Below are 13388 nucleotides of genomic sequence, written 5' to 3'. Positions count from 1 at the left end.
CATCAAGCCAGCCGCAGCGGCAGGCTGCGCAGCCGTTTTCCCGTCAGACTGAACACCGCGTTGGCCACGGCTGGCGCGATCGGCGGCGTGCCCGGCTCGCCCACGCCTTCGGGATGCTCGGCGCTGGCGATGATGATGGTTTCCACCTCGGGCGTTTGCCCCATGCGCAGCACGGGATAATCGTGGAAATTGCTCTGCTCGACTTTGCCATCCTTGAAGGTGATCTCGCCGCCCAGCGCCGCCGACAGGCCGAACAGCACGGCCGACTCCATCTGCTGGGCGATGATGTTCGGATTGACGGCGATGCCGCAATCGATGGCGCACACGACGCGCTGCACGCGGATCTCGCCGTTTTCCACGGACACTTGCGCCACTTGCGCGACGATGCTGCCGAACGACTGGTGCAGGGCCACGCCGTGCGCATGGCCGGGCGGAGGACTGCCCGCCTTGGCCACCGCCGCATCGAGCACGGCCAGGTGGCGCGGATGCTGCGTCAACATGGCGCGGCGGAAGGCGATGCCGTCCTGCCCCGCCGCGTGCGCCAGTTCATCGATAAAGCTTTCCTTGAAAAAGGCATTGTGCGAATGCCCGACCGAGCGCCAGTAACCGACCGGCACAGCACTGTCGGCGATCACGTGGGCGATGCGCTGGTTGGCGATTTCATACGGCATGTCGAATTCGCCTTCGGCCGTGGTCTTGTCCGGCCCCGCACCGGGCAAGCCGAAATTGCGCTGCAGAAACTGGTGCGTGATGGAGCCGCTGACGGATTTGTTGCCCCAGGAAGCGATGCGGCCGTGCTCGTCGAGACGGGCCGCGAAACGGGCCAGCGCGGCGGGACGGTACATATCGTGTGCCGTGTCCTGTTCGCGCGTCCACACCAGCTGCACGGGAGCGCCATCGCACTGCAGCGCGATGGCCACGGCTTGCGCGATCATATCCACTTCCAGGCGGCGGCCGAAACCGCCGCCGAGCAGCAGCACCTCGATGGCCACGTCCTTCGCATCGACGCCGGCCACCTTCGCCGCCACATCGACGGCGATGCCGGGCGCCTGCGTCGAGACCCACAGCATCACCTTGCCATTTTTCACCTGCGCGGTGCAGTTGACGGGCTCCATGGCGGCGTGCGCGAGGAACGGCGCGCGGTATTCGGCCTTGACGCTGCGCAAGCCTTGCACGGCTTTACTTTCCACCTCGCCGCTGGCGTGGTAGGCATAACCGGCTTCGGTGTCCAGCAGGCGGGCAAATTCCGCATACACGCCCGCGCTGGACAAGTTCGCGTGCTGGCCCGCCTTCCACTGCGTCGGCAAGGCGGCAGCGGCCTGTCTGGCGCGCCACCAGGTATCGGCCACCACGGCGGCACAAGACACGCTGCGCTGGGCCAGCTGCGGCGTCAAGTCCAGCACTTTCTTGACCCCGGCCATGGCGAGCACGGGCGCCGCATCGAAGGCGGCCAGGGTATCGCCCAGGCGCGGCGGCAGATGCAGGGCCGCGTACAGCATGCCCGGCGGGCGCGCATCGATGCCGAAACGCGCGCTGCCATTCACTTTCGACGGCGTGTCGCGGCGTGGCGCCGGCTGGCCGATCAGCTTGAAATCCTTAGGGGATTTGAGCACGGGCGTGCCCGGATCAATGGCGGCGGCGCGCTGCGCCAGGCTGGCGTAGCTGGCGCGCCGGCCGTCCGGGTGGAGCACTGCGCCATTTTCCGTGCGGCATTGCGCAGCCGGCACCTGCCACTGCGCGGCGGCAGCCCCCACCAGCATGGCGCGCGCGGACGCCCCCGCCTCGCGCATGGGGCCCCAGCCATCCTTCACGCTCGACGAGCCGCCCGTGACGATCACGCCCAGTTCGCGCGCCGCCTTGGCCACCGTCCACTGCGCCAGCGCTTTGACGCGGCCCTGGTCATCCGGGTGGAACGGCAGGCTGTCCTTGAGCATGGCGACGTTGCCGAAGATTTTATCCATGGGCGCCTGGATCAGCTTGACGCCGGCCAGCGGCACGTCGAGTTCCTCGGCCACCAGCATCGGCAAGGCCGTGTGCACGCCCTGCCCCATCTCGCTGCGCGGCATGGCCAGGAGCACCGTGCCGTCCGATTGAATCGCCAGCCAGCCGTTCAAGGCCACGGCGCCATCATGCAGCGGCAGCGGCGCGCTGCCGTGCAGGCGCTGGCGCGGCGGCAGCACGCCCCAGCCCAGCACCAGGGCGCCCACGCCGGCCACGCCGAGACCAAGGCCGCCGAGCAGGAAACGGCGGCGCGACGGGGAGGATTCTGCGGCCATGGGCTATCCTTTATAGTGGTGAGTGATCGATCCAGCGCTCCAGCATATCCTGTGCCAGCACCGGACGGCTATAAAAATAACCTTGCGCCAGCTTGCAGCCATGGCGCAGCAGGAAGGCGGCCTGCTCTTCCGTCTCCACGCCTTCGGCGATCACGGACAATTGCATGCTCTTGCCCAGCTGGATGATGGCAATGGCGATCGCTTCGTCGTTGACGTCCGTCGAGATATCCTTGATGAAGGAGCGGTCGATCTTCAGGGTTTGCACGGGCAGCTGTTTCAGATACGCGAGCGAGGAATAGCCGGTGCCGAAATCGTCGATGGCCAGGCCCACGCCGATGGCGTGCAGATCGTTGATGAAGCCGAGGGCGTCGCCCGTGTTCATGATCACCGATTCCGTCACTTCCAGCTGCAGCCGCTGCGGCTCCAGTCCCGTTTCCTTCAGGATGTCGGCCACCATGCCGGCGATGCTGCCCCGCTCGAACTGCTTGACGGACAGGTTGACGGCCATCTTCGGCACGTGCAAGCCCTGCGCCTGCCAGCGCATCATCTGGCGGCACGCTTCGTCGAGCACCCATTTGCCCAGCTGGTTGATGAAACCGCTGTCCTCGGCCAGCGGAATGAAGCGCGCGGGCGGCACCAGGCCCAGTTCCGGGTGGTTCCAGCGCACCAGCGCCTCGACGCCGACCAGGCGGCCCGTGTCGATTTCCACCTGCGGCTGGTAATTGAGGAAGATTTCGTTCTTTTCGATCGAGCGGCGCAGGAAGGTTTCCAGGCGCAGGCGCTCGACGCCCTCGCCCGTCATCGACGGCGCATAGAAGCGGTAGCCGTTGCGCCCGCGCGCCTTGGCCTGATACATGGCCACGTCGGCGTTGCGGATCAGCATGTTCAAGTCCAGCGCATCGTCCGGATACAGGCTGATGCCCACGCTGCAGGTGACGAACAGTTCGTGGTCGGCCACCGTGAACGGCTGGTCGAACATGGTCATCAGCTTTTCCGCCACCTGCGTCGCGCCGTACTCGCCGTCGATACCCTCGAGCAGCACGATGAACTCGTCGCCGCCCAGGCGCGCCAGGGTATCGCCTTCGCGCAGGCGGGCCGCCAGCTGGCCGGCCACCTTTTGCAGCAATTCGTCGCCCACATGGTGGCCCAGGGTGTCGTTGACGTTCTTGAAGCGGTCCAGGTCGATGAACAGGACGGCCAGCTGCTCCTGGTCGCGCGCGGCGCGCAGCAACGCATGCTGCAGGCGGTCATGGAACAGCAGGCGGTTCGGCAGCGCCGTCAGCGGATCGTGGTGCGCCATGTGGTCGAGCTTTTCCTGCGACTGCTTGATCAGCGTGATGTCGCTGAATACGCCCACGTAATGCGTGGTGCCGGCGCGCGCGTCGCGCACGGCGCTGATGGTCAGCCACTCCAGATAGACTTCACCGTTCTTGCGCTGGTGCCAGATTTCGCCGCGCCAGAAACCGCTGGTCTTCAGCTCGTCCCACATGGCCTCGTAGAATGCCGCGTCGTGGCGCGCCGAGCGTGTCAGCGAAGAGTGCCGGCCCAGCGCCTCCGCTTCGCTGTAGCCCGTGATCTGCGTGAAGGCGGGATTGACGGTGACGATGATGCCGCTGGCATCGACCACCATCACGCCGTCGGCGATGTGTTCCAGCACGGTGGCCGACAGGCGCAGCTTTTCCTCCGCTTCCTTGCGCGCCGTGATGTCGGCATACACCCAGATGCTGCCTTCGTTGGGGCGCAGCGGATCGAGCGCGCAGCCGCTGACGAGCGCCCAGAACAGGCTGCCGTCGCGGCGCTTGTACTGGCGCTCCTCGCTGAAGTCGGCGCCCGTCGCCATGGCCGGATACTGGCGCTCGCCCGCCTCCTCGAAGTCATACGAGGTCATGAACACGATGGCGGTCGAATTGCCCGTCATCTCGGCATGGCCGTAGCCGAACAGTTCCTCGCAGCGGCGGTTGACGGAAATGATGCGGCGGTGGCGCACGAACATCACGCCGAACATCACGTTGTCGAGGATGGCGCTCTGCTCCGTGAGCAGCGCTTCGATGCGCATCTCGTGGTGCTTGCGCTGGCTGATGTCGGCAATGATGCCGTCGACCCAGATGACGCCCTGCTCGCCCGCCTGCGGCTGGCCATTCTCGGCCACCCAGCGCTCGATGCCGAAGGCGTCGACGATGCGGTATTCCAGCGCATACGGCCGCACGTCGGCCACCGCCTGGCGCACGGCGCGGCGGTGCTCGCGGCGGTCTTCCGGGCAGATCAGGTCGGCCCAGGCATGCGTGGTGCCGCGCATGAACTGGCGCGCCGAATAGCCGGAAATCTCTTCGATGGCATCGCTGACGAAATCGATGGGGCCGTCGGGCCGGTAGCGGAAGACGGCGCCCGGCACCTGCGTGACGATGGTGCGGAAACGCTCTTCGCGCTGGCCCACGTCCTCGAACAGCTGGCCGATGGCCGCGCGCATTTGCTCGAGCTGGGCCGTCAGGCGTCCCAGCTCGTCATTGCTGTGCGAGACCAGGGGCGTGTCGAAATCGCCGTGCGACAGGCGGTCGGAAAAGCGCGTCAGGCGGCGCAGCGGTTTCAGCAGGCGGCGGTTCAGGAACAGCACGATCAGCGCCATCGACACGGCCAGCTGTGCGCCCAGCACGAAAATATAGGAGATCTGCTTTTCGCGCAGCTCCTGCTGGCTGCGCGCATCGTCCATCTCGACGACGACGTGGCCGATGCGTTCGCCGCGCACGAGGATGTCGCGCTCGGCGCGGTACAGATTGCCCACGGGCCGCTGCGGCGCCTGCAGGCGGATGAATTCCGTGTCGCCCTGCCCCAGCACCTTCACCAGCAGCACGGCGCGGTCGCGCATCACCGACTCGACCAGCGAATGGGCCGATTCCGCATTCATGTTCCACAGCGACTCCTGCATGCCCAACGCCAGGATGTCGGCATTGCGCTGCAAGGCCTCGTTCAGGCTGGTGCGCGCCGACTGGCGCTCGTGCACGCCGACCAGCACATAGCTGCCGAAGATGGCGGGCACGACCAGGCCGCCAAACACCACCAGCAGCAGGGCGCCATAGATCGACGAGCCGTACAGCACGCGCAGGCTGGCGCGCAGGCGCTGATAAGGTGAATTAAACATGCGGCAACAGGGCAACAGGGATCAGGCGGGCGATCATCGAACTTTACGGGGAATCTGGGTGATAAGGCGGGAAGAAACTTTTTCAGGAGCAATTATGCATGGAAAAAGCGGGAAAAGTCACCAATAAACACGCGCCAGCGGCTACCGCATGTCATATAGACAGGGTGGAAAAACCACAAGCAAGCCCGCGCGCCCGGCCAGCGCCAGCAGAAAAGCGCGCAGCTTGCTATCATCGCGCCACTTTACCTAGAGGAACCACCATGACCTTCTCCATCTACTCCGCTTCGATCCCCGTCTTCAAACAGATCCTGGGCAGCCTGGCCGCCATTCTGGACAAGGCGGAAACGCACGCGCAAGACAAGAAAATCGACCCGAACGCCCTGCTGCAATTCCGTTTGTTCCCGGACATGCTGCCGTTCGTGCGCCAGATCCAGATCGCCACCGACTTCGCCAAGGGCTGCGGCGCGCGCCTGGCCGGCGTGGCCGTGCCGCCATATGAAGACAGTGAACAGAGCTTTGCGGAACTGAAAGCGCGCATCGTGAAAACCATCGCCTTCCTGGAAAGCCTGCCGCAAGCGCACATCGACGGCAGCGAAACGCGCGCCATCACCACCGGCAGCGGCGAAAAGACCAAGCACTTCACGGGCCAGACCTATCTGTTCCACTACGCGCTGCCGCACTTCTTCTTCCACGCGACGACGGCGTACGACATCCTGCGCCACAATGGCATTGAAGTGGGCAAGAAGGATTTTATCGGCAGCTTCTAAGACGCATAAGCAAATCTACTGCGCGGCGCGCTTTGCGGCCTGCGATGCTCGCCGTACTTGAGTACGGCTGCGCTTCTTAGCCACAAATCATCGCCGCTCGCTACGATTTGCTTAAGCGTCGACGCAATGGAGTAATGCAATACTCTATTGCGTCGCTATTAAGTATTCCGGCGCGGATACCCCTGCGCCAGGATGCGCACCCACACCACTTCCTTCTCCTCATCCGTCATCGACACCCAGTGGGCCACTTCCACCACGGTGCGGCCGCAGCCGCGGCAGATTTCATCGAAGGTCGTCGAGCACACGGCCACGCAGGGCGTGTCTGGACGCGGCGGCAATTCCTTGTCACCCATCAGGATACCTTCGGCAAGCCGAGCTTTTCCCAGCCTTCGACGCCCAGCGCTTCCAGGGTGGCGATATTCTTGTCGAAGATTTCCGACGCTTCCGGGAACGCCTCGACGGCGCGCTCGATGCTGTCCTCGCGCAGCAGGTGCAGGGTCGGGTAGGGCGAACGGTTGGTGTAGTTGCTGATGTCGTCCTCGAACGTCTCGGCAAACTGGTAGTTCGGGTGGAAACTGGCCACCTGCAGTTCGCCGGCCAGGTGCATGTCTTCCACGGCCGCGTCGGCCACATCGAGGAACTCGTTGTAGTCGAGGAAATCGTTCAGGGTGTACGGGTGGATCAGCAGGGTCGTGTCGATCTGCTCGGGGTCCGTGTCGGCCAGGGTTTGCAGCTCGTCCATCAGCATCGCCAGCAGATCTTCCGGATTGCTCGATTCGCACACCACATAGCGGATCTGCTTCTTGACGTGCACGGCCTTGGCGAACGGGCACAGGTTCAGGCCGATCACGGCCTTTTCCAGCCAGGCGACGGTATTGGCGATGATGACGGCGTTGTCGTCGTCGTGGCGCGGCGGGGTGTTCATATACTTGACTCTCTATCAATAAGGCGGCCGGCACCCGAATGGCCGGCCAAAGCCAAATTGTACGCACTCTTTGCGCAGTCTCATACCGGACGACGGCCAGGCTTGCGCCAGCCTCGTCGCCATGTATGCTATAACAGCGGCCGAATCGCGCATTGGGCAAATTAAATTTGCAATAATGACAGCATTTACGAATGGAAACTCAGCCGCTTCCCACTTATTGCCGCTTATTTCCTGTCATCATGCTGACATAATTCTTGACTCCGGCATGTGGATATACGTACACTCGCAGCTTGATCATGGGTCTGTCCGATGTTTCTCCGACGACAACAATGGAACACTATGCACGAAAACTCCTTTAAATCTACCGTCCTGGCGGCGTTGGCCCTGGCGCTTGCGCCCGCCCTCAGCCAGGCGTACGAAGCCGGTGTTGAGAGCGATAACGCGCCAGTCGCCGCCGCCACGCCGGCCCTGATCCCGATGACCGCCCAGGTCACGGCGAAACTCCCCACCCTCGACAACCGCCTGCAAAAGACCGACCGTCTGCTGAAAAACCTCAGCGACAATTCCGATCCGCTGCGCGAAGCCGATGTCTGGGGCCGCATCCGCAGCGGCTATGCGATTCCCGACATTAACAACCAGCTGGTGGCCAACCACGTCAACTGGTACGCCACCCGCCCCGACTACATCGCCCGCACGACGGCGCGCGCCTCGCGCTACATTTTCCACGTGGTGCAGGAACTGGAAAAGCGCGGCATGCCGACGGAACTGGCCTTGCTGCCGTTCATCGAATCCGCCTTCAACCCGCAAGCGTTCTCCAGCGCCAACGCGGCCGGCATGTGGCAATTCGTGCCCGCCACGGGGCGCGATTTCAATCTCAAGCAAAACATGTTCAAGGACGAACGCCGCGGCGTGCTGGCCTCGACCGATGCGGCCCTGACGTATCTGCAGCGCCTGTATGACATGTTTGGCGACTGGCAACTGGCCCTGGCCGCCTACAACTGGGGCGAAGGCTCGGTGCAGCGCGCCATCAAGAAAAACCAGGCGCTGGGCAAACCGACCGACTTCGAAAGCCTGGCCGACCTGATGCCGGCCGAAACGCGCAACTACGTGCCGAAATTGCAAGCGGTCAAAAACATCATCGCCAATCCGGCCCAGTTCGGTCTGACCCTGCCCGTGGTCGACAACCAGCCCTATTTCACGGCCATCGACAAGACCAGCGACATCGACATCACCGTCGCCGCCCAGCTGGCCGAACTGTCGATGGATGAATTCAAGGCCTTGAATCCGCAATTCAACCGCCCCGTCATCATCGGCGGCGAAAAGACGAAGATTCTGTTGCCGCAGGAAAACGCTGCCAAGTTCACCACCAACCTGGCGCAATGGGGCCATGCCTTGTCGAGCTGGACCACGCACAAGATCACGAATGCGCGCGAGCGCATCGAAACCCTGGCGTCGAAATTCGGCACCACGGCCGACGTGCTGCGCCAGGCCAACAACATTCCGCAGCGCACCAGCCTGCGCGCCGGCTCCACCATCCTCGTGCCGAAAACCTCGGCCACGATGAACAAGGACATCACCCAGGAAATCGCCGACAGCGCCACCATGCTGCTGGAAGCGGACCGTCCGGAACGGGCCGCCAAGGCACTGCGCCGCGCCGCCAAGGGCGGCAAGGCGCAAACGGCGCCAATTTCCTGGTGAAACCGCGCATCCAGCGCGGCGGCGGCAACAGTCGCGCCAAGGCCCGCCACTGATCGCCTGATCTGTATAGAGCCACCTCGCCGGCCGCCACAGCTTTGCTGTCGCGGCCGGTTGCACATCCGCCCCACCACCCCAGACAGGAGTCGTCATGGCTTTCTTGCAAGGCAAAAAAATCCTCATCACGGGCTTGCTGTCGAACCGCTCCATCGCCTATGGCATCGCCAAGGCCTGCCACCGCGAAGGCGCCACCCTCGCCTTCACGTACGTGGGCGAACGCTTCAAGGAGCGCATCACGGAATTCGCGGCGGAATTCGGCAGCGAACTGGTGTTCGACTGCGACGTATCCAGCGATGAACAGATCGCGGCCGTCTTCCGCGACCTGGCGCAGCACTGGGAACACCTCGATGGCCTCGTGCATGCCATCGGCTTCGCGCCGCGCGAGGCGATCGCCGGCGACTTCCTCGACGGCCTGTCGCGCGACAGTTTCCGCATCGCACACGACATTTCCGCCTATAGCTTTCCCGCCATGGCCAAGGCCGCCCTGCCCCTGCTGCATCCGGGCGCTTCGGTCCTGACCCTGACTTACCTGGGCGCCGTGCGCGCCGTGCCCTACTACAACACCATGGGCCTGGCCAAGGCCTCGCTGGAAGCGTCCGTGCGTTACCTGGCCGAGTCGCTGGGCCCGCGCGGCATCCGCGCCAACGGCATCTCGGCCGGCCCCATCAAGACCCTGGCCGCCTCCGGCATCAAGGATTTCAGCAAGCTGCTGGGTTTCGTGGCCGAGCACGCCCCGCTGCGCCGCAACGTCACCATCGAAGAGGTGGGCAACACGGCCGCCTTCCTGCTGTCCGACCTGGCTTCCGGCATCACGGGCGAGATTACCTACGTCGATGGCGGCTTTTCGCAAGTAATGGCCGTCAATCCGGAAGTAGAGTAATTGGCACCTGGTCGACGTGGCGCAAGCGGCCCGGCAAATCAACCTGGCCAGGGAAACGCGACAGGCGCCGCCGCTGCCCGCCGACATCGTGGCCATGCTCCATTAAACGGAAGAAAACTACGTATTCCTACTGATTTCACATAGGAAACATGATCAAAACGTGGTAGGACTGTCGTTTCTTCCCATTTAGGCCGTGCAAAACGGCGGCAAATACGGTATAGTGTCGTTGTGCGCTGCAATATGTTTCCTTGAAGCGATGGCAACACAGCAGTTACATGCACTACAAACTTAGCAGCTTCGCAAGCCTTAGCGCATCCACAGGATGCCGCTTAATAAAGCCCTCCCGCCTTGTGTGTCGCACCTGACACCGTCCCGGCGCAAAGCTTTTGTGCCGAAATTTCTTTCTAGTTGAGTCATTTCGTTTTGGTTGGCGTTGCTATTTTGCGTTCTGCTTTTTGCAAGAACGCTGATTTTCACGAAAGAAAAAGAATGACATTTGAATCCTTAGGCCTGCATCCGTCCATCCTCGCCGCTCTGACCGAATCGGGCTACACCGCGCCAACCGCGGTACAGTCGCAAGCGATTCCAGCCGCGATCGAAGGCCGTGACCTGCTGGTCTCGTCGCAGACCGGTTCGGGCAAGACGGCAGCTTTCATGCTGCCATCGCTGCACAAACTGGCCAGCGCCGAACAAAGCGCCGCCGGCAAGACGCCAAACCAGGAAATGCAAGCATCGCGCGCCCGCGGCGAGCGTCCACGTTTCAAGGCTGCCCAGCCAAAAATGCTGGTGCTGACGCCAACGCGCGAACTGGCCCTGCAAGTGACGACCAACACCGACAAGTACAGCACCGGCATCCGCCGCATCAAGGCTGTGTCGATCCTGGGCGGCATGCCTTACCCTAAACAAATGCAATTGCTGGCCAAGAATCCCGAGATTCTGGTCGCGACCCCTGGCCGTTTGATCGACCACATGGATTCGGGCAAGATCGACTTCTCGCAACTGGAAATCCTGGTGCTGGACGAAGCCGACCGCATGCTGGACATGGGTTTCATCGACGACATCGAAAAGATCGTCGAAGCGACGCCGGAAGGCCGTCAAACCATGCTGTTCTCGGCAACCTTGGATGGCGTGGTCGGCAACATGGCGCGCCGCATCACGAAAAACCCGCTGGTCATCCAGGTGGCAAGCTCGAGCAACAAGCATGAAAACATCACGCAGCGCGTCCACTTCGTCGACGACCTGTCGCACAAGAATCGCCTGCTGGACCACCTGCTGCGCGACGAAACCTTGGACCAGGCTGTTGTGTTCACCGCCACCAAGCGTGACGCCGACACCATCGCCGACCGTCTGAACATCGCCGGTTTCTCGGCTGCCGCCTTGCACGGCGACATGCATCAGGGCGCGCGCAACCGCACCCTGGACGGCATGCGCCGCGGCCAGGTCAAGGTGCTGGTCGCCACCGACGTTGCCGCCCGCGGTATCGACGTGCCAACGATCACCCACGTGTTCAACTACGATCTGCCGAAGTTCCCGGAAGACTACGTCCACCGCATCGGCCGTACCGGCCGCGCTGGCCGCAATGGCCTGGCCATCTCGCTGGTGAACCACGCTGAAGGCATGAACGTCAAGCGCATCGAACGCTTCACCAAGCAATTGATCCCGGTCAATGTCATCGAAGGTTTCGAGCCAAAGAAAACGGCATCGGCACCACGTTCGAGCGCCCGTCCAGGCGGCTGGAAACCAGGCGACAACCGTGGCGGCGCGAAGCCAGGCCAACGCACGTTCAGCAAGCCAGGCGCACCACGCAAGGACGGCGCACCGAGCACCGGCGGCGGCTACAAGGGTTCGAACCCGCGCAGCACCGACGGCGCACGCCGCAGCTACGGCGACCGTTAATCACGGCGCCATGCCGCCAACGGGCGGCAAGCAATAAAAAAACGGCCACCAGATCACTCTGGCGGCCGTTTTTTTATGCCCGCAACGCTTTATTTCTTCGACACCTTCTGGCGCGACAGCTTGCGCAGCTTGGCCTGCTCGAAGCGCAGCTGCTGCTCCGGCGTTTCCAGCGCCAGCGGCGGCACGGCCACGGGCTTGCGGTTGGCGTCCACGGCCACCATGGTGAAATAGCAGCTGTTGGCGTGGCGCACCAGGCGCTGCTGGATGTTTTCCGTCACCACGCGGATGCCCACTTCCATCGACGTCGTGCCCGTGTAATTGATCGAGGCCAGGAACGTCACCAGTTCGCCCACGTGGATAGGCTGCAGGAACATCACCTGGTCCACCGACAAGGTCACCACATAGCTGCCCGAATAGCGGCTGGCGCAGGCGTAGGCGACGCTGTCGAGGTATTTCAGGATGGTGCCGCCGTGCACGTTGCCGGAAAAGTTGGCCATATCGGGCGTCATCAGGACCGTCATCGTCAGTTCGTGGGCCGACCAGTTCATCGCGCTGTCCAAAGTGTTCTCCAAGGGGAAATAAAAGTGAGGGGGATGTGAAAACCGGCCCCAGGGGCCGGTTGCCGGGACAGGCTGTTACAGTCCCAGGTTGTCGATGTCGGCCAGCGATTCGCGGCCCTTGTCGGAAATATCGTGGCCCTCGCCTTCGGCGCGCGCCACGATGTGGGCTTTCTTGCCCAGGAAATAGGCCACGTCCGTATCCAGCTTGGTCAGCGGATCGGCGGCCACGGCGCGCAAGCCCATGATGCAGCGGCGCAGGAACAGCAGTTGCTGCGCCTTATCCGTGATGGACAGACGGCCATCGCGTGCATAGCTGAGCAACTTCAGGCCCGACAGGCGCTTGGCATTGCGGGCAACGCAGGCGCTCGGGCGCTCGGTCTTGATGCCGCGTGCAACTTGCTCCAGCGCGTCATATTCATCGGTTGTTAATTTCTCGTTCTTCATTACTTTTCCATAAAAGGCCAGGTGTTCGGCCCCCATGGTACGCGCCCCGCTGCGCATCGGCAACAGGCAACGTGAATCTACCGCCGCCCGCCATGCGGCCAGGCGGCTGAAACACGGACGAGAAGGCGCTTATTTGTAGCTGCGCAGCAGCAGCCACGCCAGGCCGCAGCCGGCCACGGCGCCCGCCAGCGCCAGCGCGGCGAGGTTCTTGCTGGTGAGCACAGGGCGACGGCCCAGGTAGATTTTGTTATGCAAGGAATTGCCCATGATGGTCTCCTGTACAAGAATTTTTATGATGTCTCATTATAAGAACAGAATCGTGACGGCCGCATGACACTCGACAGTTCAAGCTTGATTTGTATCCACTCGGCAACATTTATTGAGATTTTTGTTGTTTAAATGGCGTGGCTATACCGCCGCGCAAGTGTTCCATTTCCGACTGGAAATAAACCACACGTCGGCAGCAGACGCGGCACGCAGCCTGCCGTTCAGCCCATCTTGACGGGCGGCGGCGGCGGCGTCGGTTCCTCGACCGGCACAGGGTCGATGTGCGGCGGCTGCTCCGGCGGCGGCGTGAGGGGATCGCCTTCCGGCGGTGGCGGCATATCGGGTTCGGGCGTGCTGTGCGCACGCAGCGGGGCATGACGGAATCGTGGCTGCATGGTGGCCTCCTTTTGTCCCACTGTAGCCGATGCGGCAAATGCCCGGCGCCCGCCTGTGGCATGCCTCGGGAACTAAACGGCGCGGCG

At 63.1% G+C, this 13388-nt stretch carries 12 protein-coding genes; 4 read left to right on the top strand and 8 right to left on the bottom strand.

Going from position 1 to position 13388, the window contains the following annotated elements; all coding sequences use genetic code 11:
- Window positions 1-2 precede the first annotated feature (2 nt).
- Both ACRHIG_RS13090 and ACRHIG_RS13085 read right to left on the bottom strand, forming a co-directional pair.
- Window positions 3-2276, bottom strand: a complete 2274-nt coding sequence (locus ACRHIG_RS13090) for a xanthine dehydrogenase family protein molybdopterin-binding subunit (RefSeq protein ID WP_489630411.1) — start codon at window positions 2274-2276, stop codon at window positions 3-5.
- A 10-nt stretch (window positions 2277-2286) separates the two neighbouring features.
- On the bottom strand, window positions 2287-5412 hold the full coding sequence (locus tag ACRHIG_RS13085; protein ID WP_489630410.1) for a sensor domain-containing protein: 3126 nt from the start codon (window positions 5410-5412) through the stop codon (window positions 2287-2289).
- A gap of 260 nt (window positions 5413-5672) precedes the next feature.
- On the opposite strand from ACRHIG_RS13085, the gene ACRHIG_RS13080 reads away from it, so the two are divergent.
- On the top strand, window positions 5673-6179 hold the full coding sequence (locus ACRHIG_RS13080; RefSeq protein ID WP_489630409.1) for a DUF1993 domain-containing protein: 507 nt from the start codon (window positions 5673-5675) through the stop codon (window positions 6177-6179).
- A gap of 158 nt (window positions 6180-6337) precedes the next feature.
- Here ACRHIG_RS13080 and ACRHIG_RS13075 read toward each other — a convergent pair whose 3' ends face one another.
- Together ACRHIG_RS13075 and ACRHIG_RS13070 are read right to left on the bottom strand one after the other, a co-directional pair.
- Complete coding sequence (locus ACRHIG_RS13075) at window positions 6338-6532, bottom strand: DUF1289 domain-containing protein (RefSeq protein WP_070223900.1); 195 nt, start codon at window positions 6530-6532, stop codon at window positions 6338-6340.
- The gene (locus ACRHIG_RS13070; RefSeq protein WP_101484633.1) at window positions 6532-7104 is read right to left on the bottom strand and encodes a DUF1415 domain-containing protein; all 573 of its coding nucleotides are present in this window, start codon (window positions 7102-7104) and stop codon (window positions 6532-6534) included. The genes ACRHIG_RS13075 and ACRHIG_RS13070 overlap by 1 nt, the downstream gene beginning before the upstream one ends.
- Window positions 7105-7443: 339 nt before the next feature.
- Between ACRHIG_RS13070 and ACRHIG_RS13065 the strand changes: the two genes are divergently transcribed.
- The 3 genes from ACRHIG_RS13065 to ACRHIG_RS13055 all read left to right on the top strand — a co-directional run bounded on the left by ACRHIG_RS13065 (window position 7444) and on the right by ACRHIG_RS13055 (window position 11635).
- Complete coding sequence (locus ACRHIG_RS13065; protein WP_489630408.1) at window positions 7444-8802, top strand: transglycosylase SLT domain-containing protein; 1359 nt, start codon at window positions 7444-7446, stop codon at window positions 8800-8802.
- Window positions 8803-8950: 148 nt separating this feature from the next.
- Entirely contained in the window at window positions 8951-9739 is a 789-nt protein-coding gene (fabI, locus tag ACRHIG_RS13060; protein ID WP_230540585.1) for an enoyl-ACP reductase FabI, read from the top strand.
- Window positions 9740-10228: 489 nt separating this feature from the next.
- Window positions 10229-11635: a DEAD/DEAH box helicase gene (locus ACRHIG_RS13055; protein WP_071322891.1), complete on the top strand. Its 1407-nt coding sequence runs from the start codon at window positions 10229-10231 to the stop codon at window positions 11633-11635.
- A gap of 89 nt (window positions 11636-11724) precedes the next feature.
- Here ACRHIG_RS13055 and ACRHIG_RS13050 read toward each other — a convergent pair whose 3' ends face one another.
- The 4 genes from ACRHIG_RS13050 to ACRHIG_RS13035 all read right to left on the bottom strand — a co-directional run bounded on the left by ACRHIG_RS13050 (window position 11725) and on the right by ACRHIG_RS13035 (window position 13301).
- The gene (locus ACRHIG_RS13050) at window positions 11725-12183 is read right to left on the bottom strand and encodes an acyl-CoA thioesterase (protein ID WP_086147498.1); all 459 of its coding nucleotides are present in this window, start codon (window positions 12181-12183) and stop codon (window positions 11725-11727) included.
- 87 nt (window positions 12184-12270) lie between these two features.
- Window positions 12271-12639 (bottom strand): hypothetical protein, encoded by a 369-nt coding sequence (locus ACRHIG_RS13045; RefSeq protein WP_489630407.1) that lies wholly within the window; start codon window positions 12637-12639, stop codon window positions 12271-12273.
- 129 nt (window positions 12640-12768) lie between these two features.
- A complete protein-coding gene (locus ACRHIG_RS13040) occupies window positions 12769-12906 on the bottom strand; it encodes a hypothetical protein (RefSeq protein WP_475415291.1) in 138 nt (45 codons plus the stop codon).
- A 221-nt stretch (window positions 12907-13127) separates the two neighbouring features.
- Window positions 13128-13301, bottom strand: coding sequence for a hypothetical protein (locus ACRHIG_RS13035; RefSeq protein ID WP_475415290.1), 174 nt, complete (start codon window positions 13299-13301; stop codon window positions 13128-13130).
- Window positions 13302-13388: the final 87 nt, after the last annotated feature.

The organism is Janthinobacterium sp. C22 (assembly GCF_057919405.1).
Note: the sequence above shows the minus strand (reverse complement) of the source record. Positions and strands in the feature narration are given on the sequence as shown.

Excerpts from the sequence above, each read along its gene's own strand:
- ACRHIG_RS13090 (WP_489630411.1), bottom strand. The coding sequence starts at position 2,276 with ATGGCCGCAGAATCCTCCCCGTCGCGCCGCCGTTTCCTGCTCGGCGGC.
- ACRHIG_RS13085 (WP_489630410.1), bottom strand. The coding sequence starts at position 5,412 with ATGTTTAATTCACCTTATCAGCGCCTGCGCGCCAGCCTGCGCGTGCTG.
- ACRHIG_RS13080 (WP_489630409.1), top strand. The coding sequence starts at position 5,673 with ATGACCTTCTCCATCTACTCCGCTTCGATCCCCGTCTTCAAACAGATC.
- ACRHIG_RS13075 (WP_070223900.1), bottom strand. The coding sequence starts at position 6,532 with ATGGGTGACAAGGAATTGCCGCCGCGTCCAGACACGCCCTGCGTGGCC.
- ACRHIG_RS13070 (WP_101484633.1), bottom strand. The coding sequence starts at position 7,104 with ATGAACACCCCGCCGCGCCACGACGACGACAACGCCGTCATCATCGCC.
- ACRHIG_RS13065 (WP_489630408.1), top strand. The coding sequence starts at position 7,444 with ATGCACGAAAACTCCTTTAAATCTACCGTCCTGGCGGCGTTGGCCCTG.
- fabI (WP_230540585.1), top strand. The coding sequence starts at position 8,951 with ATGGCTTTCTTGCAAGGCAAAAAAATCCTCATCACGGGCTTGCTGTCG.
- ACRHIG_RS13055 (WP_071322891.1), top strand. The coding sequence starts at position 10,229 with ATGACATTTGAATCCTTAGGCCTGCATCCGTCCATCCTCGCCGCTCTG.
- ACRHIG_RS13050 (WP_086147498.1), bottom strand. The coding sequence starts at position 12,183 with ATGAACTGGTCGGCCCACGAACTGACGATGACGGTCCTGATGACGCCC.
- ACRHIG_RS13045 (WP_489630407.1), bottom strand. The coding sequence starts at position 12,639 with ATGAAGAACGAGAAATTAACAACCGATGAATATGACGCGCTGGAGCAA.
- ACRHIG_RS13040 (WP_475415291.1), bottom strand. The coding sequence starts at position 12,906 with ATGGGCAATTCCTTGCATAACAAAATCTACCTGGGCCGTCGCCCTGTG.
- ACRHIG_RS13035 (WP_475415290.1), bottom strand. The coding sequence starts at position 13,301 with ATGCAGCCACGATTCCGTCATGCCCCGCTGCGTGCGCACAGCACGCCC.